Source organism: Nonomuraea sp. GTA35 (assembly GCF_041950525.1).
GTDB lineage: Bacteria > Actinomycetota > Actinomycetes > Streptosporangiales > Streptosporangiaceae > Nonomuraea.
On sequence record NZ_JBGNUV010000001.1, the window covers coordinates 1,353,762 to 1,376,274 of the forward strand.

Here is a 22,513-nt window from a genome sequence, read left to right on the forward strand (position 1 = left end):
CATGTCCAACCACTTCACCGGCCTCAGCCTCGGGCCGCCACTCGGCGACCAGCGCCTCGACCTGTGCGACCTCTACGCCTTCGGGGCACCTGGCGATCCGAGCAGGATCGTTCTCATCCTCAACGCCAATCCCAACGCGGACGCCCTGCACCCTGACGCCGTATACCGCCTGAACATCGACAACGACGGCGATTACCTGACCGACGTCGCCTTCAGCTGGGTCTTCAGCCCGCCGGCATCCGACGGCTCCCAGACCTACAGCGTCTTCATGGCAAGCGGTGCGGAGTCCCGCAGCCCGGAGGCGGTCGGCACCGAGATCGTGTCGGACGCCGCCGTTTCCTTTGGCCCCCAAGCCAACGTGGTCAGCAGCGGCGGCTACAAGGTGGCCGCCGGTAGCCGCAGTGACGCCTTCTTCTTCGACTTCGACGGAATCAAGAATCTCTTCGACACCAGCGGCAACCGGAATTTCACCGCCCCGCATCTGGGCGGGAAGTCCCCGTGGACGGGCGTCGACTCCAACAGCACGGCCAACGTCTTCTCCATGGCCATCGAACTGCCGGCCGCGGAGCTGGCGCCCAACCCCGAGCTGCACATCTGGGGCCGGTGCAGCGTCCTGCGCCACGGCGAGCTCGTCCACGCCGACCGAGCCGGACACCCGTCGATGAGCAGCTTCTTCAACACCGACGACACGAAGGAGGAGTACAACGCCAGCGAGCCGGTCAACGACCGGACCAGGTGGACGGACCAGTTCGTCCATCTGCTGGGCCACACCGGCGGCTACTCGCGTGAGGAGGCGATCACCGCGCTCGACGAGCACGGCCTCCTGCCGGACGTACTGCGCTTCGACCCGTCCAAGCCGGCCGCGTACCCTAATGGCCGGACGTTCGTGGAAGACGTCATCGACATCCGCGTCGCGTTCCTCACCAAGAACGAGGCCCCGCCCACCGGGCTGACGCCGCACACCGACACCCTGGACCGGTTCCCGTACCTCGGCGACCCGCACCCGGCAGCCACCTCCTGACGTGCGACGTGCGCGCCGATCCGCTCGGCACCCACCGATCGCCGGGGATCTCCGCCGTGTCCCATGACCGCGGTCAGCGCAGGATGGTGGTGCCGACTCCCACAGACGCTCGGCGTTCGCGGCATCGAGCGCATAGGGCGCCACGCCGGGCACGCCCAGTTGTGTGGGCCGTGAGGTGACCTGCGGGGCTTCGTTGACGTCTTCGAAGTAGCGTCCGCCGACGCCTTCGACCAGCGGGGAGGCGGCGAGGAAGACGGAGGTGGCCGCGCCCTGTTCGATGGTCTTGCGGTAGGGCTCGGGGGTCTTCAGGCCGCCGGTGTGCCGCTGGAGGTTGGTGGCGATCGCCCCGGGGTGCAGCGCGTTCGCCCGGATGCCCTCGCCTGACCAGCGCCGGTCCGCCTCGACGGCCAGGAGCACCTCAGCGGTCTTGGACTGGCCGTAGGCGCCCAGCGCGTCGTAGGGGCGGAAGCGATAGTCCAGGTCGTCGAAGACGACCGGGGAGAACAGGTGACCGCTGGAAGACACGTTCACCATGCGGGCACCGCCGGCTTCGGCGAGCGCCCCATGCAGGCCCAGGGCCAGGGCGAAGTGCCCCAGGTAGTTGGTGGCGAACTGCTGCTCGTGGCCACCGGTGCCCCGCTCCAGTTCGGGGAGCATCATGATCCCGGCGTTGTTGACCAGGATGTGCAGGGGACCGGCCCTGGCCTCGGTGAACGCGTTCACCGAGGCCAGGTCCGCCACGTCCACCCGGGCGACGTGGATCGCGTCGTTGCCGGTCTTGGTCCGCAGGTCGGCCGCGACCTGCTCCCCGGCGTCGGGACGCCGAACCGCGAGGGTGACCTCGGCGCCGATGGCCGCCAGTGCGCGGGCGGTCTCGACACCGATCCCGGACGTGGCGCCAGTGATCACTGCGCGTCTGCCGGAGAGGTCGACACTCTTGATCACCTCCGAAGCGGTCGAATGGCGGTCGAAGGGACTACGGAAGAGCTCGGACATGGGCGTTTCCTCGATCCGGATGTAGGTGGGGAAGCACGACCGAACTGGCGAGTGACCAGTACAGACGGGCGCACCAAGGGCACAGCGTCCGCCTGTTCCGTCGCGTGCGGCAGGACGCCGCTCACCGTCTTACCCTGCCGGTTGCGGTCGTGCTCTGCTGTCTGGGGTTGTTGGCATCTTCCCGCAGGTCAGAGCGAGATGATCTTCTCAGGCGAGCCGGGAACCGTCGGTTTCGGATCGCCCGGCCTGGCCGGGGCACGCCGGCCGGTTGATGTGATGGTGATGTGTTCCATGCGACGAAGCACGTCCCTATGCCGCCGGGGCCGGTATCTGGGTGGTTCCGGTGCGGGAGGCCCGCTCGATCGTGTCGATGAGCCGGTGTCTCCGCAGGGCGTGGTCGAAGCCGGGCACGGTGTGCGTGCCCTCATGCAGGTCCCGTCCGAAGCACGCGTACACCTGGGCGACGCCCTGCGCCGTTGCCGGCAGGTCGCGCGGGACCGGATGGAAGCGGCTGTCGGGGAGGGCGAGGTCGGTGAGCGCCTGGTCGTCGCCCCGGCCGCCCTGCAGCCGCAGGTCCAGAGCCTGGAGGTTGCCGTTGATGCCGGGCGCGGTCAGGACCAGGTCACCGTCGGTGCCGTTGATCTCCCAGCGGAAGTTGTCGCCCCGGGAGAAGCCGCCCCGGTAGAACAGGGAGAGGGCGGCACCGCTGCGCAAGGTGCCCGTGACGGATACCTGGTCGGCCACCGTCACCGGGATGGTGGAGCCATCGTCGATCACCTGTGCCTGTGCGAGGCTGGTGACCAGGTTGGCCGAGACATCGGTGAGCTCGCCGAGCACAACGTTGACCGCCTCCAGAGCGTGCAGCGCCGACGCCGTCAAGAGCGTCGCGCCGGCGGTGGCGTCGTAGAGGTAGGCGTGCGCGCGGTCGGTCACGGGGCTCCAGGACAGGCCCGATCCGACCAGCGTCGTGCCGAGCACCTTCCCGACGTAGCCGTCCGCGACCAGGTCACGGGTGTGGCGGATCACCGGGAGGAAGCCGCCCTGCAGCCCGATCACCGTGCGGACCCCCGCGGCCTCGGCTCGGGCGGCCAGGTCGGCTGCCTCGTCGGTGCCGACGCCGAGGGGCCACTCGCTGTAGACCATCTTCCCCGCCGCCAGCGCCGCGGAGATCAGCGCGTGGTGGTGGGGCACCTTGACCGACACCACCACCAGATCCACTCCGGGGTGGGCGATCAGGTCGGCGGGGTCGCCGAAGGCCGCCGGGACGTCGAACTCCTTGGCGGCCCGTTCGGCGGACTCGCGGCGTGAGGTGCTGATGGCACGCAGCTCGTAGTCCGGGAGGGCCTTGAGCGCGGGGACATGGCTGATGGCCGCCCAGCCGCCGATGCTCGCCCCGATGATGCCGACGCCGATCTTCATGATGCTCCTTCTGGTGATGTCCGGTCGCCGGTGGCGAACGGTATGCCGATGTCGTGCCGGGGGGTGTCGAGCGTGTCGGGTCTGCCTGTCGGCCAGAGCGTGCACGCCGGCGGGCACGATCTCGCGGGACCGCGTGGCCACGTCGCCGCCCCTGGCGACCGCCGAGTCCGCGCCCGGAGATCGGACCAGGTCGCGGTCGGCAGGAGCGAAGTCGCGCCGACGGCCCGAAGCCCGTCGGCCTTCGCCGGCTGGATCAACAGGCCGCCGGCCGCGCCGGTGATCGCGAGCGTCCGGCGGATTGACCGCGCGGGCCCGACGAAGCCGAAGCCCGCCGATGGCCCTCACCGCCGGCTGCTGAACGCGCCCGGCCGATCGGCACGCCCGCGCAGCGGGAACCCCGGGCGCCCACGGAAGGTCCCCGTGTCGCTGTCTTCCATGCCTGCCTTCCTGGCCGTCGACGGCAAATATCTTGAATGATCGTTACAGATTAAGGGCGTGAAGCATCAGTCAAGGCAGCTCAGGGCTGCCTCCACGATGCTCATCAGGTGCCGTCGATCGGGGTTGATCGCCCCCGTGACACGCAGCCCATGAATGAGCGTCATGATGAGCCTCGCCGAGTCCCGGGGGTCGCGGATGCCGACCGGCTCGCCGCGGGCCTGGGCCGCCGCGATCACCTCGGTCAGCTCGTCCTCCAGCAGCGAGGTCGTCGCCCCCACCCGCGTGGCCACCTCGGGGTCGTGACACAGCCGCTCGGTCGCGGCGCTCACGATCAGACAGGTCTGCTCGCGTCCGTCCCGCAGGATGGTCTCCACCAGATCGACCAGGATGTCGCGGATCAGCTCCCGTGCCGGGGTGCCGCTGCGCAGCAGATCGACCAGAGGCAGCGCATACCGCTCCCGGTAGCGATCGAGCACCGCCCGATACAGGCCCTCCTTGCTGCCGAACGCCGCATAGAGAGAGCCGCGGCCCACCCCGGTGGCGTCGACCAGGTCCTGCACCGAGGTGCCCTCGTAGCCCTTGTGCCGGAAGACCGACATCGCCGCCTCCAGCGCGGCCTCCGTGTCGAACTCCCTCACCCGTGCCATGCCACGCAGGCTAGCCTTATCTGGAACGAACAGTCAAATTTCGGGGCCGCCTGCTGCGACGCGCCCACCCAGGCCGCCTGATCCCCGTGTCGCAACCCGCCGCGGGGCCCCTCGGAACGCTGGACTCGCCGTGAGGGTGACTTTCCAGGACACGGAGAATATGGCGGGGGAGGGTCCACGCTCCCGTGGAATTCTTGATTCCATACAGGTGGACGATCGGCACCAGCGCCAGGCTCTGGCGCTGTCAATGGTGACGGGGCCCGGCCGCGTCCCCCTGATCGATCGGTAGCGGGCCGGCGCGAGATCGCCTCCCACACCCTGGCTCGGCTCGGCCGAAGGGCTCACAGAAGGAGTACGTCATGACGGCGACCATGCGGGCGATCGTCCAGCACGCCTACGGCGGCCCGGAGGTGCTGCAGCTCACCGAGGTTTCCCGGCCCGAGCCGGGGGTCACCGAGGTGCTGGTACGGGTGCACGCCGCCGGGGTCAACCCGATCGACGGCAAGACCCGCGCCGGCGGCGGCTTCGCCCCCCAAGTGGGCCGGCCGCCGTTCATCCCCGGCTGGGATCTGTCGGGTGTGGTGGAGGAGATCGGCTACGGCGTGACCCGCTTCCAGCCGGGCGATGAGGTGTACGGCATGCCGAACTTCCCGCACCGTGCCGGCACGTACGCCGAGTTCGTCGCGGTGCGCTCGCGCCAGGTCGCCCGCAAACCCGCGAGCCTGTCGCACGTGCAGGCTGCGGCGCTGCCGCTGGCGGGGCTGACCGCCTGGCAGTCCCTGGTCGACACCGCCCAGGTGGGGCCCGGCATGCGCGTGCTGATCCACGCGGCGGCGGGCGGCGTCGGCCATCTGGCGGTGCAGATCGCCAAGGCGCGGGGCGCGTACGTGATCGGCACCGTTCGCGCCGCCAAGCACGACTTCGTGCGTTCGCTGGGAGCCGATGAGGTGATCGACTACACAGCCGTCGCGTTCGAGGACGCCGTCGAGCCCGTGGACGTGGTGCTCGACCTCGTCGGTGGCGAGACCCGCCGCCGCTCGCTGGAGGTGCTGGCCGAAGGCGGACTGCTCATCCCGCTGCCGCGCGGGCTGGACGTCTCGCAGGAGGCGGCCGAGCGCGGCCTGCGGGTGGCGCCCGTCATCGTCGAGCCCGACTACCGCGGCCTGGAACACCTGGCCGAGCTGGCCGACTCCGGAAAACTGCGGATCAGCGTGTCCCGGGAACTGCCGCTGGCGCAGGCCGCCGAGGCGCACCGGTACATCGACGGCGGGGGCGCCACCGGCAAGACCGTCCTCACCGTGATCGCCGAGAGCTGACCGCGGCCGGCCAGGAGCCCGGAAGGCGAGCTCGTCAAGCTCATGGAAGGGTACGGCTACCGCCCGCACGTCGTCGGCCCTTCGCACGATGAGATGGCCGCGGCCTGCGGACCGCCTGGCATCGTACGAAAAGGCCGGAATGTTGCCCGACCTGGTGGATTGAGGGCAAATCTGTACCGCGTCAAACGCAGGGGTCTCGCCCCGAGGACAGGTGGTCAAGGTTCCGGCTGCAGGCAGGAGCGCTGCGGAGGTGTGGCCGGCGCGGAAGCTCCATCACTGTGACCGGTCCACGGCCGGTCACGGGAGGAACCGGGCCCGGAGGTCCGGGCGCAGGTAGGCGGCGGGCGAGGCGATCGACAGTCCGCCGTCCACCGGCAGGACCGCCCCGGTGATGAACGCGGCGCCGGGCGAGGCGAGGAAGGCCACCGCCTCAGCCACGTCCCGCGGCGTCCCGGTGCGCCCGAGCGGGTAGCCCTCCGCGGCGTTCTCCAGGCCGTCCCCGCCGATCAGGCCGGGAGCCACCGAGTTGACGCGGATCCCGGCGGGGCCGTACTCCAGGGCGAGCTGGCGGACGAACGCGTCCAGCCCGCCCTTGGCGGCGGCGTACGCGGGCACGCCCGGCGCGGCCAGGAACGCGTTGACCGAGCCGACCGCGACGACGGCGGAGCCCGGCGCCAGGCGGGGCAGCGCGGCCCTGCACAGGTGGAAGGCGGCGTCCAGGGTGGCCCCGATCGCGGACCTCCACTGCTCGTCGGTGGTGCGCACCACGGACGCGACCGGCATCACGGCCGTGGCCAGCACCAGGACGTCCAGACGGCCGAGAAGGCCCTCGGCCTCGGCGACGGCGGTGTCGGCCTCGGCGGGGACGGCGCAGTCGTGGACGAGGAAGGCGTCGTAGACGGGGTCGGCGCACGGCTGCAGGCCGATCCCGGCCACCCGGTCGCCCCGCTCGGCGAACGCGGCGGCGATGGCCAGGCCGATGCCGGAGTTGCCGCCCGCCACCAGCACGCCGCGCGCCCCGGGCCCGCTCCCGAGCCCCGGCGCTTCCGTCACCACAGCTCCGCCGTGAGCGCGTCCAGAAGGGCGCGGCTGGCGTGGTCCAGGGGGCGGGCCGGGGAGCGTACGGTGGCCGAGTCGATGAGCCCGCGGTGGACCAGCACCTCCTTGTGCACCGCCCAGGCCAGGCCGGGCTGCATGCCGAAGCGGATCAGCGGGAGCAGCCTGGCGTGCCCCGCGCGGGCCTGCTCCGCGCGTCCGGCCGCCCAGTCGGCGAGCACCGGCGCGAGCAGGTCGGTGAACTCGCAGGCGGGCATCGTGCCGACGGCCCCCAGCGCGTACTCCTCCAGGCAGAACAGCGCGTTCTGCCCGCCGAAGACGGCGAAGCCGTCGGGGACGCCCGCGGCCACCGCCCCGACCTTGGGCGCGGTCGGCGGCGCCTCCACCTTCACCGAGGTGACGCCGTCGAGCTTGCTCAGCTCCACGATCAGCGACTCCGGCATGCTGACGCCGGTGGCGCCGGGCGCGTCCTGCACCATCACGTCGATCCCCGCCCGCTCGGCCACGACGCCGTAGAAGTCGACGAGCTGCGCCCCGGACGGCTTGACCAGGTACGGCGGCAGCACCATGAGGGCGTCGGCGCCGCCGTCCCTGGCGGCGAGTGCCTGTTCGAGCGCGGTGGCGGTGCTGGTCGCGCCGACGCCCGCGACGACCGGGGCGGCGCCGGCGGCGGCCCGTACCTCGGCGAGCACGCGCGCGCGGTCGTCGGCGGTCAGGGCGAAGCCCTCGCTGGCCATCCCGAACACGGCCACTCCGTCGGCTCCGGAGGCGAGCTGCCACTCGGTCAGCCTGCGCAGGCTCGGCAGATCGAGCCCGCCGCCATCGGAGAAGGGGGTGGCGAGGATGGGGATCAGTCCAGACAGAACCAACGGATACTCCCTTTCAGGTGCGTCGGAGGTGGTGGTCACAGGGCGCCGGGGTCGACGTCCACGCCGAGGCCGGGTCCGGACGGCACGGGGAAGCCGGTCGCGTCGCCGGGCAGCGGCGCGGTGAGGATCGAGCCGGCCGCCTCGCAGGTGGTGGGCTGGTACTCGAAGAACGCCAGGTTGCCGAGGGCGGCGCTGACGTGGACGCCGGCGGCGAGCGCCACCCCGAGCCCGGTGGAGTGGTGCGGCGCGACCCGGACGTGGTGCGCGGCGGCGAGCTCGGCGATGGACATCAGCTCGGTGATGCCGGTGCGCCCGACGTCGGGCTGGGCCAGGCCGACGGCGCGGCGGCCCAGCCAGTGGGCGAACTCGTACCTGTTGCGCAGGGTCTCGCCGACGGCGATGGGCAGGTCGGCGCGGCGGACGAGCTCCCTGTGACCCTCGACGTCCTCGGGGGCGAGCGGCGCCTCCAGGAACAGCGCGCCGCGCTCGGCCAGCCCGCGGGCCAGGCGGACGGCCTGCGGCACGTCGTAGACCCAGTGGGCGTCGACGGCGACGCGCAGCCCCGACGCGGCGACGGCGTCGTACGTGGCGAGGTCCTCCTCGACGCCGTGCCCGAGGTGGAGCTTGACCATGGTGGCGCCCTTGGCGGCCCACTCCCCGGCCAGCTCGGCGCGTTCGGCGTCGGTGGGGCGGGGCAGGCCGCTCACGTACACGGGGACGCTGTCGCGGAAGGCGCCGCCGAGCAGGGAGGCGACGGATCGGCCGGTGAGGCGGCCGGTGAGGTCCCACAGTGCGATGTCCACGGCGGCCAGGGCGTCGGCCTGGTGGCCGGTGAGGTGGCCGCGCTCGCGCATGAGGCCGGTGAGCTTGTCCCAGAGCGGGCGGATCCGTGTGGGGTCCTCGCCGACGAGCACGGGGGCCAGCAGCCTCTCGACGATCGCGGCGGGCACCTCGGGCGCGACGGGCGCGAGCGCCTCGCCCCACCCGGTGGTGCCGTCGTCGGCGGTGATCGAGACGAGCAGCGTCTCGAAACGGGCCGAGTAGAGGCTGCGCCACGGCGGGCGCACGAAGTAGCCCTCCTCCTGCGCGGGTGCGCCGAGGTAGGCGTCGCGGTGCCGTAGCTTCACCGGAAAACATCGCACTTGACGGATTTGCGCCATGTGCGTGACCATCTCACATAGTGCAAGTCGATTGCAATGGAGACAGGGTGGCTTCCGATCAGAGCAACAACCAGAGCGTAGAGCGGGCGATCTCGGTCCTGCGCGCGTTCCTGACGGGCCGGCCGGAGCTGCGGGTGTCGGACGTCGCCAAGGCCACCGGGCTCGGCGTCTCGACCGCGTCGCGCCTGCTGGCGACGCTGGAGACACTGGAGTTCGTCGAGCGGGACGAGGTCAGCGGCCTCTACCGGCTGGGCACCGCCCCCATCACGCTCGGCGGCGTCGCGCTCAACCAGAACCCGGTGCACCGCGAGGCCCGCCAGGTCGCCCAGGACCTCGCCGCCACGCTCGGCCTCGGCGTCAACGTGGCCGTGCGGCGCGGCGAGTCGATGTTCTACCTGCTCAACTTCGAAGGCAGGCTGGCCCCGAGGTCGTTCGTGCTGACCGGCCAGCGCAAGCCGCTGTACGCGACGGGCATCGGCAAGTGCCTGCTGCTCGCGCTCACCGCGCAGGAGCGGCGCGAGCTGATCCCCGAGGCGTCGATGCAGCAGTTCACCTCGCGCACGATCGTCACGCACGAGCGGCTCGACCAGGAGCTGGCCGCGGTGGTCGGGCGCGGGTACGCGACCGAGGTGGAGGAGCTGGCGTTCGGCCGGGCCTGCGTTGCGGCCCCCATCCGCGACATGTCGGGCGCGGTGGTGGCGGCGATCTCCATCTCGGGCCCGCTGTCGGCGATCGCTCTGGAGGCACGCGAGGCCGAGCTGGCCCGCACGGTCATCGAGACCGCCGACTCCATCAGCATCGGCCTCGGCTACGTCGGGCCGGTCCACGCCGTCGCGGCGGGCACGGCGTGAACCGCCGGCTGACCGACGGCCAGTTCGCCTGGCTGCTCATGGTGCCGGGCCTGGCGCTGTTCCTCGCCATCATCGCCTACCCGCTGGTGTCCGCGCTGGTCACGGGCTTCTTCGAGCAGAGCCTGGTCCAGCCGGGACGCGCGTTCGTCGGGCTGGCCAACTTCGCCGACCTGCTCGGCGGCGACTTCTGGCCGGTGCTGCGCAACACGCTGGTCTTCACGCTCGGCGCGACGATCGCGCCGTTCGTCATCGGGTACGCGCTCGCCCTGGCACTCAACGCCGGGCTGCCCGGCTGGCTGCGCGGCGTGTTCCTGTTCCCCTGGGTGATCCCCGGCGTGGTCGTCTCGTTCCTGTGGCTGTGGATCTTCAACGCCAACTACGGCGTGCTCAACGGCCTGCTCGGCACGCACGTGAGCTGGCTCGGCGCGCCCACCACCGCCATGATCGCGGTGATCGTGACGAAGACGTGGGCGAGCTTCCCCTGGATGATGGTCATGCTGCTCGCGGGCCTGCAGACGATGCCGAAGGAGCTGCACGAGGCCGCCTCCGTCGACGGCGCGGGCGCGATCCGCCGCTTCAGGTCGGTGACGGTGCCGCACATGCGCGCGATCGCCGGCATCGCCTTCCTACTGGAGTTCATCTGGAACTTCCAGCACTTCGACACCATCTACGTCCTCACCGGGGGCGGCCCCGCGGGGGCGACGAAGACGTTCGCCGTGGCCGTCTACGACACCGCGTTCAAGGGCTTCGACCTGGGCCACGCCACCGCGCTCGGCGGCCTGTGGATGCTGTTGCTGCTCGTCCTCATGGCCTTCTACCTGAGGAAGGAGAACACGTGACGGCCACGCTGTCGCGCTCCGTCCCGATCACCCGCGCGCCGAGACGGAGGAGGCCGCGCTCGCGCGCCGCCGCCTGGGCGGCCGTCGCGGTCATCGGGCTCTTCGGGCTCGCCCCGATCTACTGGCTGGTCGTCACCGCCTTCACACCGGACGAGCGGGCCTTCGCCTTCCCGCCCTCGCTGGTGCCGACCGAGATCACCTTCGACCACTTCACCAAGCTGGCCGAGAACGAGCAGCTGTTCGGCTACCTCGTCAACAGCGTCGTCGTGTCGGTCGTGACGGCCTTCCTCAGCGTTCTGGTGTCGGCGTACATGGCGTACGCGTTCTCCAAGTTCCGCTACCGCGGGCGCAAGTCGCTCATGCACCTCGTGCTCGCCTCCCAGCTGTTCCCCCAGGCGCTGCTGCTCGTCACCCTGTACGCCGTCTTCAGCGCGTCGGGGCTGCTCGGCAGCTACACCGCGCTCATCCTGTCGTTCACGACATTCACGCTGCCGCTGTGCGTGTGGATGCTGAAGGGCATCTTCGACACGGTGCCGTCCACGCTGATGGAGGCGGCCGCGATCGACGGCGCCTCCCGCTGGCGGACGTTGCACCAGATCGCGCTGCCGCTGGCCGCGCCCGGCCTGATCGCGGCGGGGCTGTTCGCGTTCGTCCGCGCCTGGAACGACTTCATCTTCGCGCTCACCCTCACCGACCCGGACCGGCAGACCCTGCCCCCGGGCCTGGTGCACACCTATCTCGGGGAATTCCAAACCGCCTGGCCGGACCTCATGGCCGCGTCCTTCGTCGTCTCGCTCCCGGTCATCGCCGCGTTCATGTTCCTGCAGCGGTACCTGGTCGGCGGGCTCACGGCGGGCGCGGTCAAGGGCTGACCCCCCCAACCCCCCACCCCGTAGGAGAGACATGGAAACGCTCAACCGCCGCGCCGCCTTCCGCCTGGCCGGCCTGTCCGCGCTCGGCGCCGCCCTGGCCGCCTGCGCGCCCGACGCCGCCGGAGGAGGCGTGCCCAAGGGCGACGCCGCGGCCAAGACGTTCGGCTTCACCTCGTGGTCGCTGAACGAGGAGGCGCAGAAGGCCGCCGTGCAGGCGACCGTGGACGCGTACGCGGCCAAGAACGGCGTGAAGATCAACACCGCGTCGTTCCCGTACAACGAGTACCTCAACCAGGTGACGCTGAAGCTGCGCGGCGGCCAGCTCTCCGGCGCCGTCCAGCTCGACATCTCCTGGCTGGCCGCCCTGGCCGCCATGGGCAGGCTGAAGGACCTCGGCGCGCAGGCCGCCAAGGGCGGCTACACCGACGTCGCGCTGTCCAGCGGCCGGTTCCAGGACAGGCAGCTCGGCCTGCCGTGGACGACCGGCTCGATCGGCCTGGTCGCCAACACCGAGATCCTGAAGAGGGCGGGCGTCGAGGGCATGCCCGCGACCGTCGAGGAGTTCGAGGACGCCCTGCGCAAGGTGGCCGCGCTCGGCGGCGGCATCACGCCGTACGCGGCGGCGACCAAGGCAGCGCAGCTCAAGGACATCCTGCCGTGGATGCGCACCTTCGGCAGCCCCCTGATGGAGGGCGACACGATCACGGTCGGCGACGACGCGTCCGTGGCCGCGGTCGAGTGGTACAAGAAGCTGTACGACGCCGAGCTCATCGCCCCCGACGTCGACCGCTTCGACGCCCGTGCGCTGTTCGCCCAGGGCAAGGCCGCCTTCTACGACGACGCGGTCATCACGCGGGGCGTCGTGGCCGCGCAGTCGCCCGACAAGTCGCTGACCGAGAAGATGGTGCCGCTCGCCAGGCCGGTGCTCAAGGCCGGCGACACGCCGCAGGCGCTGCTGTGGGGGCACGTCATCGTGGTCGTCGACGGCGAGGGCTCCGACGCCGCCGCCGATTTCGCCTCGTACGCGACGTCCGACACGGCCACCGTGGCGGCGTTCTTCGAGAAGGTGAAGCTGCCGCCCACGACGACGGCGGGCCTGGCCGACCCCAAGGTCGCGGGCGACACGTTCACCACCGAGTGGACCGAGAAGATCACCAAGACCGCGACGCCGAACCCGTTCTGGCGCTACGCCGGCTACGCCCAGATCGAGACCGCCATCGCCGAGCAGGTGCAGGCCGTGCTCGTCGGGCAGTCGTCGGCCAAGGACGCGCTGGCCAAGGCCGCCGAGACGGCCAAGCCGCTGCAGAAGTAGGACAGCCGCCCGGCAGGGGGCGCGTGGCGGGGAACAGCGCCCCCGCCCCGGCACGGCGGGGAGCGGCAACTCCTCGCACGCCGGCGCCGCCGGGAGCGGCAACTCCCGGACGGCGACCCCTGCTCCACCGGGCGGCCTCCGACGACACCGCATGCCCTCTTCGACACAGGTGGTCCCCGCCATGCTCGCACGAACGCGTGCCCAGCGCTCCTCACCCGCCCCCCGCCGGCCCCGCCGCCGGCGGCGGGGCCGCGCGCCCCGCTCGGCCTCGACCTCGACGCCGCCGTCCCGGTAGACCGGAACCGGCCGCGCGGGCGACGGCGACACGACCACCGCCACCGGGCCGGGCGCCCTGGACCCCACGGGCACGATCACGATCGGCTCCGCCGGCCGCGTCCTGGCGACGGCCGCCCGAGCCCTGCCCGCACGAGACCGTCACCCCCGGCCACGGCCTGGCCGGCCTCGCCGCGAAGACCACCTTCCACCCCCCTCCCATGAAACGAGGAACGGTGCTCCGTCCAGTCATCCTCGCCGCCGCCGCCGCGCTGCTCGCGGCCTCCCTCGCCCCCTTGCCCGCCGCCGCCGCCGCGCCGACGACCGCGCCGGCCGTCGTGGCCCCCACCGCGATCGCCGATCCCTCCGTCGAGCAGGTGCCCGTCACCGTGGACTCCTCCAACCAGTCCGGCTGGTGGCGGCCGCTCGACTCGTTCGGCGGCACCAGCTACTTCGCCTACAACGCCCCCGCCTCCACCGCCGGCCGCCACGAGGTGCACATAGCCTCCCGCGCCGAGGACGGCACCTGGCGCGACGGCTGCCTGCCCGACGCCTTCGGCACCTGCGTCACGTACGTGGACGACGTCGGGCACAACCAGCCGTCGATCGTCCTGGACGGCGAGGGCGTCATCCACGCCTTCGTCTCCATGCACGGCGACCGCTGGCGCTACTACCGCGCCACCAGGCCCGGCGACGTCACCTCCCTGGCCGAGGCGTCCTCCACCCTGCCCGACGCCGGCCTCGGCTTCACCTACCCGGTCACCGCGCGCGGCAAGGACGGCTCCGCGTACGTGATGGTCCGGGCGCACAGGGACGCGGCGGCCGTCCGCGACGGACGGCTGTACCGCTTCGACACCGCCACCCACGCCTGGAGCCGCGTCGCCGTCATCGCCTCCGGCACGAACTCCTCCTTCTACCCCGACGACCTGCAGGTGGACGCCGCCGGGCGGGTGCACGTGCTCTGGGAGTGGGGCCCGTGGCCCGCGACGACGCACCGGCACCTCGGCTCGTACGCCGTGTTCGCCCCCGCGGACGGCTCCTGGCGCGACGTCACCGGCGCCGCGCTGACCGTGCCGCTCGCGCCGGGTGCCGGGAACACCGTCGTCTACCAGCCGTACGAGGACGGCGAGACGATCACCTCGACCAGCCGGGCCGTCCAGACCGCCAAGCTCGCCGTGTACGGCGACCAGCTCGCCGGCATCGCCTACCGGTACCTGACGGCACGCTCCGGCAGCACGTTCACCGGCTTCGACGTGCGCTACGCGAGCTGGGACGGTGCCGCGTGGAAGCGGGAGACCGTCCTCGCGCGGGCCGACCACGCCGTGGACAACTCGGCCACGATCGGCATCACCCGCGCCGGGGCCGTCACCCGGATCTACTTCGTCGCCGAGGCGGGCGGCTGCGGCGGCGTCCGCAGCCAGGTCGTGCGCGCCGAGCGGTCCGGCACCGAGCCGTGGACGTTCAGCGCACTCGGCGACGTCCGCCGGGGGCTCCAGCGGCTGCGCGCCGAGCGCTCCGTCAACGGCACCGACCTCCTGTACGTCACCGCGCCCGTCATCGGCGCCCTGTGGAGGGCCACCGTGCCGCGCGGCGGCGAGCCGGGAGCGGGCGGGCCGTTCTCGGAGATCGCCGACCGGCTGCTGGCCTCCGGCGCCGGCGGCCTGAACGTCGCGCTGAACGCCTCCGTGACCGTGTCGTCGGTGCTGCGCGCCGGGACCGAGGGCGGCAAGGCCGTGGACGGGCTGTGCTCGGACGACAGCCGGTGGATCTCTGCCGAGGGCGACACCGCGCCGACGATCACCGTGAGGCTCGCCCGCGAGTACCCGATCAGCGAGATCCGGGTTCACTCCGGCTACACCAAGGCGCCCGTCCCCGGCACGGACGTGCTGCGCGACTTCGCCGTCGAGGCGCACACCGCGTCCGGGTGGCGGCAGGTCGCCGCGATCACCGGGAACACCGCGGGCACCGTCCGCGTCCCGGCCTCGGTGACGGCCGACCAGGTGCGCCTGTCGATCTCCGACCCGTCCGGCAACGCGCTCGACGTGGCCCGCGTGTACGAGATCGAGGTCGTGCCCCGTGGCTGAGCACCGCTGACCGCCCGCCTCGTGGCGCGGCAGATGATCGCCATCGTCTGCGCGCCGTCGCGCCGCCAGGGATGCTCGCCGTGACGACTTCGCCTTGCGCCGCTCCCGCCGCTACGCCACCCGTCGTCATCGACGCGGAGACCCGCCTGCCCGTCGACGCCTGAAACACCCCGAAGCCGCATCCACCGCCGACGACGGCCACACGCCGGCCCGGCACGAGAGCTGACTTCTGTCATGCGGGACCTGTGACACAGCGCACTGACCTCCGCCGAGCGGAAGGCCCATGCTGGGCGCCATGACCATTCGTCGATTCAGCACGCTCGCCTCGCGGCTGGGAGCCGCGACCCTGGCCGCCGCCCTGCTCGCGGCGGCGGCACCCGCGGCCGCCGCCGAGGACGGCGGCCTCGACCGGCAGCGGCTGCGCCAGACGCTGGACGCCGTGCACGAGGCCGGCATGTACGGCATCTCCTCGAACGTCGTGGACGGCCGGCGGAGCTGGAAGGGTGCCGCGGGCGTCGCCGACGTCGAGACCCGCCGCCCGATGCGGCCCGGGATGGTGCACCGGGCCGGGAGCATCACCAAGTCGTTCGTCGCCGTGGGCGTATTACAGCAGGTCGCCAAGGGCACGATCGAGCTCGACGCCCCCATCGGCCGCTACCTGCCGGACCTGATCCCGGGTGAGCGCGGGCAGCAGATCACCGTACGCATGCTGCTCAACCACACCAGCCACATCGCCAACCACACCGAGGTGCTCTTCCCGACGGTCGAGAGCCTGGACGCCAACCGCTTCCGTGCCTTCCCGCCGGAGGAGCTGGCGCGGGCGGGGCTCGGGGCCCCCGCGACCGGGCAGCCGGGGGTTACACCCGGGTCGTACTCGAACACGAACTTCGTCATCGCCGGCCTGCTGCTGGAGAAGGTGACGGGCACGAGTGCCGAGCGGTACCTCACCGACCACGTCTTCCGGAAGGCCGGGCTGCGGAACACGTCGTTCCCGCGTACGCCGTACCTGCCTGGGCCGAGCTCCAAGGCGTACGAGGCGCTGTTCGGCTACTTCGACCCGCCCAAGGACTACAGCGTCTACAACATGTCCTGGGCCTGGACGTCGGGTGCGGTCACCTCGACGATGGAGGACCTCAACCGCTTCTTCCGGCTGCTGCTGCGCGGCGAGCTGCTCGACGCGACTCTGCTCGCCGAGATGCACAAGACCGTGCCCGTCCGGTCGTTTTCGGGCGCCGTGATCGACTACGGTCTCGGGATCTTCCCCCTCGACCTGCCGTGCGGCAGGTTCTGGGGGCACGACGGGAGCATCCCCGGCATGCAGACCTTCGCGTTCTCCGACACCGGCGGCGGACGCCAGTTCGCCTTCGGCACCAACCTGCGGAACTACCAGCAGCTCGACGAGAACGGTAGCCCTGTCACGCACGCCATCGACTTCGCGATCGGGTACCACCTGCTGGAGGCGGCGTGCGGGCCTGACGCGGGGGCGGCGACCAGGGTGGCGCGGCCGTTCTCGGCGATCGGCGTGGACGGGGGCACGGCCACACCGTGACCGGCGGCGCGGCGCGGGCGGGTCACCGATCGGCGGCCCGCCACAGCGCCGCCGCCCAGAGCTCTTCGGCCATGACGAGGGCCGAAGACGACCTGGACCACTCCGTCGCGCTCGAACGGTCACTGGCCGCTCGACCAGGCACTTCCGCGGCCCGGCCACCTGTCAGGCGTGGCACCACGATCGGATCACGGAGCTGACCACGCCAAGAGACCGCCGTGCTTCTGATCAGGCTTGACCATCGGACCGTCGCACATGCACGTGGCCGTCTCCAGGGAAAGGCGGCTGAGCAGGCCCTTCCTGGATGGCCGCGAGCCTTGGCCGTCGGCGAAGTTGCTGGTCCAGGTGGGCCCGGACTCCTGCATGCCTCAGGTCGTAGCCGTCTCGTACTGCGGGCGACCGGTGGTGCGGTAGGTCTGGATCGTCAGCCCCTTCGGGGTGGACTGCAAGTCGACCAGCTCGAGTCCTACGTCCGAGCCGGTGGCGGGGAAGAGCCGCGTGCCTTGGCCGACGACCACGGGATAGGTGAGCAGCACGATCTCGTCGACCAGCCGGTGGTTGAGCAGCCAGCGAATCAGGGTGCCACTGCCCCACACTTGCAGCTCACCGCCCGGCGCGGCTCTCAGCTCGCCGATGGCGCCCGCGACGTCACCGGACAGGACGGTCGTGTGCGCCCATTGCGGATCGGTGAGCGTGGTCGAGGCGACGTACTTGGGCCGCGTGTTCAACGCTTTCCCGACGGGGTTTCCCGGATCCATGCCTGCTCCCCAGGAGCCGGCGAAGATCTCGTAGGTCCGCCGACCGAACAGGAACGCGTCGGCGCGCTGGAAGGTCTGGCTGATGAACGTCGAGGCCTCGTCGTCGAGCAGTGGCGGGGCCCATCCGAAGCGCTCGAATCCACCGCTGCCGTCCTCGTCCGGCGCGCCGACTTCGCGCCGGATCCCTGCATCAATCCGTCGATGTCCCTGCGTCACTCCGTCGACGGAGACGTTCGTGACAGTCGTCAGTTTCATGGTCGCAGTTCCCTTCGCGCGGGGGGCGTCGTTCGGTTCGACCGGATCGCGGCGCCGATCTCATCGGTCGTGCACGGATCTGTCTCGATCCGCACGGCGACAGCCGCACGTTACTGCCGCAGGTTCGCGCGAGGTCGGCTACCGCTGATTTCTGCACTCAGTATCGCGGGCCGGTGCTGATCCGCCGCGAGGGCGACCATGTACGGAAGGTGCGAGTCGGCGGCAGCCGAGGGCACGGCCGTACCGCCGTGGTGCACGTCTGACAGCGGTCGGCAGCGGGGAAGCGCGGGGTGGGCAGATCGAGAAAGGGCCGTAGCGTTTGCGGGTGACTTCACTGATGCAGACCTACGCCTACCTCCACGAGTCGGCCGTGCACGAGTCGGCGGCGGGCCGCACGCTGGCGCTGGAGACCTCCGGCGGAGCCACCCCGGCCGGAGAGACGGCCAATCCGCGCTTCTTCGAGGGCTTTCTGACCGCGCCGGGCGCCGCGGCGGCGGCGCTGCTGACGGTCGCCGACGTCGCGGCCGCCCGCTACTACCAGCCTCGGCCGGCCGGCTCGCTGGACCCGGTGGTCACCGCCGGCGGAGACCGGCTGCGGATGGAGTCCTTCTCCGGCTGCTGCGGCGTCTATGCGCGCCTCGACGTGCTCGCGCCCGGCCTGGACGGGGGCGAGGTCGGCCATGGCACGACCAACGTGGACATCAACGCGCCGCTGCGGCGGGCCCTGGCCAGGCTGGGCGGGCTGGACCCGCTGCGGCTGACGGTCGGCCCGGAGGAGGTGGAGGCCACGACGTTCGACGGGCGGTTCGTGGAGAAGAGGGTGCCGCTGCCGCAGCGCTGGCTGCGCGGGTTCGCCGAGGCGCAGGTGCTGGGGGCCGGTTTCCGGCTGCGCGCGGAGGTCGCGGCGGTGGAGGCGACCTCCTTCCTGCGGTCGCTGCCGCGGCCCACCCAGTCGTCGGGCGCCCGTACGACGCGCTGGGTCGTGCCGGCGGGCCGCGGCCTCCGGCCGGCGAGCAGGCCGGTGCCGGATGCGGTGTGCCTGCCCGGCCCCGAGCGGCTGGCGACGCTGCAGCAGGTGCTGCGGCACGCGACGGGCCTGCGGGTGTACGCCCCCGACCGTGCGGAGGACGAGCCCACGGCGGTGGCCTGGGAGGTGGCCCTGCCGGGCATGCGGCTGACGCTGATGCTGTCCCAGAACGCGGCGCGTGGGTTCTCCGGCGAGGGCGGCGTGCTGAACGACCTGGCCACCGGGGCGGCGGCGAAGGACGCGGAGGCGGTGTCGGAGCTGCTGGCCTGGGAGCCGAGGATCGACGTGGCCGAGCTGTCCCGCCAGGCCGGTCTGCCGCCGGAGCGGGTGCGTGCCGCGCTGACGGTGCTGGGCGCCTCCGGCCAGATCGGCTACGACCTGGCGGAGGAGGCGTACTTCCACCGGCACCTGCCCTACGCGGCGGGCGCCGCCGAGGCGCGCAATCCCCGGCTGCGCGGAGCCCGGGCGCTGGTCGACGAGGGCGCCGTGCGGATCGACGGCGGGCTGGCCTGGGTGGGCGAGGGCGAGCACGCCCACCTGGTACGCGCCGGCGACGCGGGGCGGCTGAGCTGCACCTGCCTGTGGTGGGCGAAGTACCGGGGCGGGCGCGGGCCGTGCAAGCACGTGCTCGCGGCACGCATGGTCTGGGATATGACGGAATAATCTGCGCAATGAACGTGATCGAACTCGTGGAGGCCGGCGACGTCGCCGGAGTGCTCCGGGAACTGGCCGCCCTCGCGCCGCAGCAGCGCGCACGCCATGCTCCGGAGCCGGCGGCCCGCCTCGAAGCGACGAGCACGCCGGACTGGGTCGCGCTGACCACCGAGCAGAGGACCGCCCTGTTGAGCGCCGTGATGGCGTGCCAGGTCACCGCGACGGCCACGGCGGCGTTCGCCCTGGGTCACAAGTTTAGGAACGTCTACCCCGGCCCCGCCACGAACTGGATGGTGGCCGTGGTGAACCTGTATCCCGCGACCTGGCAGGCCGAGTTCGTCGCGCGGCTCGGCGAGCAGGCGGAGGGACCGCTGCCCGATTCCTGCTTCGTCATCGCCGACCACATCGTCCGCACCACCGGCGCCCCGGTGCCGACCTCCGACTCCTACATCAACGCCTGGCTGAGCAACCGCGCCGTCCACCCTACGCAGGAGCGGCCCATGCACGTGCTGGACGGGGCGCGCGGCACTGGCCTGCTGGAGCGGCTGCGCAACGACGGCTGCACCGCCACGCTCCTCCCGCTGGCGGTGCAGCGGCAGGGCGTCGACATCGGCTGGTGGGAGCCGATGACCGTCCTGGCCGCTGACGGCGTGATCGACCGCACCGCGCTCGTCCGCCGCCTCTTCGCCGCGATGGCCCGCACGCATCCGGCGGCCGCCGCGAAAATGCTGGAGACCGTCGCCCTCACCCCCGACGAGCACGCCCGGATGGCGCCGGAACGTGTGCCGTTTCTGGAACCCCTGATCGCCCGGCTGCTCCTGGACGGCAGCCGCCATGGCCTCACGCCGCACCTCGCCTTCCTGCGTGCCCTGGCGCCCACCCCCGCCGAGAACGCGCCCTTCCTGCGCGACCACGTGGCCATGCTCGACCTGTCCTTGCCGGTGGCCGCCTACGGCCAGGAGGTGCTGATCGCGCTGGACGGGGCCGGACTGGTAGAGGACGACGTGTTCACCGAGGCCTGCGAACGGGTCCTGCTCCGTCCCGAGAAGAAGCTGGTACGCGCCCAGCTCTCCTGGATCGGCCGCTTGATCAAGCGGGACCCGGCCCGCGCCGGACAGCTGCTGGCCGATGTGTCGATCACCTTCCGGCACCAGGACGTGGCCCTGCAGGAGAAGGCCCTCGACCTGGTCGCCAAGCACCTGCCGGCCGCCGGCGGACCGGCGCCGCGCACGGCCGTGGGCCAGGCGGTGCTGCCGGAGCTGCGTGCGGCCGCCGAGGCGCTCAGCCCGGGGCTGGCTGCGCGGGCCACGGAGCTGTTCGGCCCGGCACCCTGCGAGCGGCCCTCCGGGGAGCCCTTCGAGGAGGTGTTGCCGGTCGTGCCGGAGCCCCGGCCGGTGCCGGGCCCCATCGAGACGCCCGCCGAGGTCGCCCAGGAGGTCGCGGCGGTCCTGGCCAACGACCACGACGTGGTGGCGTTCGAACGGGCCCTGGACGGGCTGGTCCGCCACTCCCGCCTCGACCGGGCCGCGCTGTCTCAGGCGCTCGGACCGGTCCTGCGCAGGGAGCCGCCCCAGCGAACCGACTACACGTCCGCCGACCTGTACGACGTGGCGGCGGCGGTGCGCGGCGACGAGCCCCGCGACTGGCACATCCGCCTGCGCGCCGACCACCCCCTCAGCCGCCGCTTCCCCGACGTGGGCCCGCGGCCCTCCCTGGCCGGGACGATGCTCCTGGCCCGGCTGGACGAGGCGATCGACCTGGTCGAGTCCGGCACGCGGCCGTTCCTGCTGGCCGTCCCGACCGACGCCACCGGCGCGCTGGACGCCGCCGTGCTGGTGGAGCGGATCGCCGCGTACGAGAGCCTGGACGTCACCCCCGCCCCCATCGACCTGGCGCAGGCGCTGCTGCGCGTCACCCCCGTACCGTGTGAGGCGGCCGGCGAGCTCCGCTCGGACGCGGGGCGGCGCCTGGCGCGGTGGCTGGAGGACGGCGGCCTGCCCCATCAGGACTCGACGCCGGAGGGGTGGCCGGCCGATGACCCGTGCGGCGCCGCGCCGGGACGGTGGCATCCGGAACGTCCTGGGCTCGACGTCGCCCCGGGCCTCCCACCGGCGGCCGTGGCCCTGTTAGGGCCGGACAAGTCCTTCGCGCCGGCCGACGCCTACGCCTCGCCGTACTGGCTGGCGCAGTTGCCGCATCACCGAGACGAGGTGGCGGCACGCACCCACCAGGGCGAGACGTTGAGGTCCCACCTGTTCCCGGCCCTGGCCGAATCCGGCGGACCGGCCGGGTACGCGGTGCACTGGCAGATCGCCAACGCCCTGAGCTGGCGGCCGGAGGCGGCGGTGGACGCCTTGCTGGTGCTGGCCGCGCGCGGGCAGCTCGACACCCGGCTGTTCGCGGGCGTGTTGCAGGCCCAGCTGCGCAAGGGATGGCACAAGCCCAACCGGGCCGCCGACGCACTGCGCGCGGCGGCCGAGACGGGCGCGTACGGCACGGTCTGGTCGGTGTTCGAGGCCGCCCTGCCCGCGCTGCTGCGCGACGAGCCGATCCGGGGCGCCGCGACGCTGCTCGCGCTCGCCGTCGAGTGCGCTTCGCGGTGCGGGGCCAAGGGCGGCATCGCCGAGGTGGACGCGCTGGCGGCGCGCAGCGGGTCGAGCCAGATGGTGAAGAACGCCCGGCTGCTGCGCGACGTGCTGGCCTGAGTGCCGTGCGGCTCACCCGATGGTGAACTTGCCTCTGTTGAGCACGCGCGGGCCGAAGCGGCAGCGGTCTCGTTGTAACGGCGCTCGAAGGCGATCAGCCGGTCTTCGACCTGGTCAAGGCCGGTGAAGTCGTTGCGTGGAGGCCGTGTGAGCATGGGCCGGCCTCTTCAACCGCCGCCGCTCGCCGCGCCGACGAAGGCCGGGCGGCGTCGTGTGTCGCGGCGCAGGCCCGGCTGGCCGAGCGCGGGTTTTGCGTGTGCCAGGCCGCTGACGCCGGTGGCCGGATCGGTGCGCTGGCCGCGCACGCCGAGGAGCTCCGGCCCGGCGGCGAGATGCTGCACGGGGACTCGGCGGATATTGCCAGGCGTTGCGCGTCGGTGTTCGCTCGGCTGAAGGCCGAGCCCGCCCGCGTGAC

Annotated in this window: 17 protein-coding genes and 1 pseudogene; 10 read left to right on the forward strand and 8 right to left on the reverse strand. The window is 72.3% G+C overall.

Annotation, left to right across the window (positions count from 1 at the left end):
* Nucleotide 1: 1 nt before the first annotated feature.
* The gene (locus ACBJ32_RS06145; protein WP_375125831.1) at nt 2-1,021 is read left to right on the forward strand and encodes a DUF4331 family protein; all 1,020 of its coding nucleotides are present in this window, start codon (nt 2-4) and stop codon (nt 1,019-1,021) included.
* Between the two features lie 321 nt (nt 1,022-1,342).
* Here ACBJ32_RS06145 and ACBJ32_RS06150 read toward each other — a convergent pair.
* The 3 genes and pseudogenes from ACBJ32_RS06150 to ACBJ32_RS06160 form a co-directional block, all read right to left on the reverse strand.
* Nucleotides 1,343-2,017, reverse strand: a pseudogene (locus ACBJ32_RS06150) (SDR family NAD(P)-dependent oxidoreductase); the annotation flags it as partial.
* A 309-nt stretch (nt 2,018-2,326) separates the two neighbouring features.
* Entirely contained in the window at nt 2,327-3,436 is a 1,110-nt protein-coding gene (locus tag ACBJ32_RS06155; RefSeq protein ID WP_375125832.1) for a Gfo/Idh/MocA family protein, read from the reverse strand.
* A 503-nt stretch (nt 3,437-3,939) separates the two neighbouring features.
* The gene (locus tag ACBJ32_RS06160) at nt 3,940-4,521 is read right to left on the reverse strand and encodes a TetR/AcrR family transcriptional regulator (RefSeq protein WP_375125833.1); all 582 of its coding nucleotides are present in this window, start codon (nt 4,519-4,521) and stop codon (nt 3,940-3,942) included.
* A 359-nt stretch (nt 4,522-4,880) separates the two neighbouring features.
* Here ACBJ32_RS06160 and ACBJ32_RS06165 point away from each other — a divergent pair, with 359 nt between their 5' ends.
* Nucleotides 4,881-5,837: an NADP-dependent oxidoreductase gene (locus ACBJ32_RS06165; protein WP_375125834.1), complete on the forward strand. Its 957-nt coding sequence runs from the start codon at nt 4,881-4,883 to the stop codon at nt 5,835-5,837.
* Nucleotides 5,838-6,134: 297 nt separating this feature from the next.
* Here the strand turns inward: ACBJ32_RS06165 and ACBJ32_RS06170 are convergent, their stop codons facing one another.
* Genes ACBJ32_RS06170 through ACBJ32_RS06180 form a run of 3 tightly spaced genes read right to left on the reverse strand, consistent with a single transcriptional unit; the run spans nt 6,135 to nt 8,889 of the window.
* Nucleotides 6,135-6,890 carry an SDR family NAD(P)-dependent oxidoreductase gene (locus ACBJ32_RS06170; protein ID WP_375125835.1) on the reverse strand — a complete coding sequence of 252 codons (756 nt, stop codon included), beginning with the start codon at nt 6,888-6,890 and terminating at the stop codon, nt 6,135-6,137.
* Nucleotides 6,887-7,762, reverse strand: coding sequence for a dihydrodipicolinate synthase family protein (locus ACBJ32_RS06175; protein WP_375125836.1), 876 nt, complete (start codon nt 7,760-7,762; stop codon nt 6,887-6,889). Before ACBJ32_RS06175 ends, ACBJ32_RS06170 begins: the two co-directional genes overlap by 4 nt.
* A gap of 35 nt (nt 7,763-7,797) precedes the next feature.
* On the reverse strand, nt 7,798-8,889 hold the full coding sequence (locus ACBJ32_RS06180) for a mandelate racemase/muconate lactonizing enzyme family protein (RefSeq protein WP_375125837.1): 1,092 nt from the start codon (nt 8,887-8,889) through the stop codon (nt 7,798-7,800).
* A gap of 80 nt (nt 8,890-8,969) precedes the next feature.
* Here ACBJ32_RS06180 and ACBJ32_RS06185 point away from each other — a divergent pair, with 80 nt between their 5' ends.
* From ACBJ32_RS06185 to ACBJ32_RS06210, 6 genes are all read left to right on the forward strand, one after another.
* Complete coding sequence (locus ACBJ32_RS06185; protein WP_375125838.1) at nt 8,970-9,773, forward strand: IclR family transcriptional regulator; 804 nt, start codon at nt 8,970-8,972, stop codon at nt 9,771-9,773.
* Nucleotides 9,770-10,612: a carbohydrate ABC transporter permease gene (locus ACBJ32_RS06190; protein ID WP_375125839.1), complete on the forward strand. Its 843-nt coding sequence runs from the start codon at nt 9,770-9,772 to the stop codon at nt 10,610-10,612. Before ACBJ32_RS06185 ends, ACBJ32_RS06190 begins: the two co-directional genes overlap by 4 nt.
* Nucleotides 10,609-11,484 carry a carbohydrate ABC transporter permease gene (locus ACBJ32_RS06195; RefSeq protein WP_375125840.1) on the forward strand — a complete coding sequence of 292 codons (876 nt, stop codon included), beginning with the start codon at nt 10,609-10,611 and terminating at the stop codon, nt 11,482-11,484. The genes ACBJ32_RS06190 and ACBJ32_RS06195 overlap by 4 nt, the downstream gene beginning before the upstream one ends.
* Before the next feature lie 31 nt (nt 11,485-11,515).
* A complete protein-coding gene (locus tag ACBJ32_RS06200) occupies nt 11,516-12,796 on the forward strand; it encodes an ABC transporter substrate-binding protein (RefSeq protein WP_375125841.1) in 1,281 nt (426 codons plus the stop codon).
* 509 nt (nt 12,797-13,305) lie between these two features.
* Nucleotides 13,306-15,153, forward strand: a complete 1,848-nt coding sequence (locus tag ACBJ32_RS06205) for a BNR-4 repeat-containing protein (protein ID WP_375125842.1) — start codon at nt 13,306-13,308, stop codon at nt 15,151-15,153.
* 295 nt (nt 15,154-15,448) lie between these two features.
* Nucleotides 15,449-16,702 (forward strand): serine hydrolase domain-containing protein, encoded by a 1,254-nt coding sequence (locus ACBJ32_RS06210; RefSeq protein ID WP_375125843.1) that lies wholly within the window; start codon nt 15,449-15,451, stop codon nt 16,700-16,702.
* Between the two features lie 365 nt (nt 16,703-17,067).
* Here ACBJ32_RS06210 and ACBJ32_RS06215 read toward each other — a convergent pair whose 3' ends face one another.
* The gene (locus tag ACBJ32_RS06215) at nt 17,068-17,712 is read right to left on the reverse strand and encodes a dihydrofolate reductase family protein (protein WP_375125844.1); all 645 of its coding nucleotides are present in this window, start codon (nt 17,710-17,712) and stop codon (nt 17,068-17,070) included.
* 325 nt (nt 17,713-18,037) lie between these two features.
* Here ACBJ32_RS06215 and ACBJ32_RS06220 point away from each other — a divergent pair, with 325 nt between their 5' ends.
* A complete protein-coding gene (locus ACBJ32_RS06220; RefSeq protein ID WP_375125845.1) occupies nt 18,038-19,402 on the forward strand; it encodes an SWIM zinc finger family protein in 1,365 nt (454 codons plus the stop codon).
* Nucleotides 19,403-19,410: 8 nt separating this feature from the next.
* The gene (locus tag ACBJ32_RS06225; RefSeq protein WP_375125846.1) at nt 19,411-22,098 is read left to right on the forward strand and encodes a DUF6493 family protein; all 2,688 of its coding nucleotides are present in this window, start codon (nt 19,411-19,413) and stop codon (nt 22,096-22,098) included.
* A gap of 167 nt (nt 22,099-22,265) precedes the next feature.
* On the opposite strand, the gene ACBJ32_RS06230 is transcribed toward ACBJ32_RS06225, so the two are convergent.
* Entirely contained in the window at nt 22,266-22,439 is a 174-nt protein-coding gene (locus ACBJ32_RS06230; RefSeq protein ID WP_375125847.1) for a hypothetical protein, read from the reverse strand.
* Nucleotides 22,440-22,513 lie beyond the last annotated feature (74 nt).

Coding starts and splice junctions, on each gene's coding strand:
- ACBJ32_RS06160 (WP_375125833.1), bottom strand. CDS start 4,521: ATGGCACGGGTGAGGGAGTTCGACACGGAGGCCGCGCTGGAGGCGGCG.
- ACBJ32_RS06215 (WP_375125844.1), bottom strand. CDS start 17,712: ATGAAACTGACGACTGTCACGAACGTCTCCGTCGACGGAGTGACGCAG.
- ACBJ32_RS06145 (WP_375125831.1), top strand. CDS start 2: ATGTCCAACCACTTCACCGGCCTCAGCCTCGGGCCGCCACTCGGCGAC.
- ACBJ32_RS06210 (WP_375125843.1), top strand. CDS start 15,449: ATGACCATTCGTCGATTCAGCACGCTCGCCTCGCGGCTGGGAGCCGCG.
- ACBJ32_RS06165 (WP_375125834.1), top strand. CDS start 4,881: ATGACGGCGACCATGCGGGCGATCGTCCAGCACGCCTACGGCGGCCCG.
- ACBJ32_RS06200 (WP_375125841.1), top strand. CDS start 11,516: ATGGAAACGCTCAACCGCCGCGCCGCCTTCCGCCTGGCCGGCCTGTCC.
- ACBJ32_RS06155 (WP_375125832.1), bottom strand. CDS start 3,436: ATGAAGATCGGCGTCGGCATCATCGGGGCGAGCATCGGCGGCTGGGCG.
- ACBJ32_RS06225 (WP_375125846.1), top strand. CDS start 19,411: ATGAACGTGATCGAACTCGTGGAGGCCGGCGACGTCGCCGGAGTGCTC.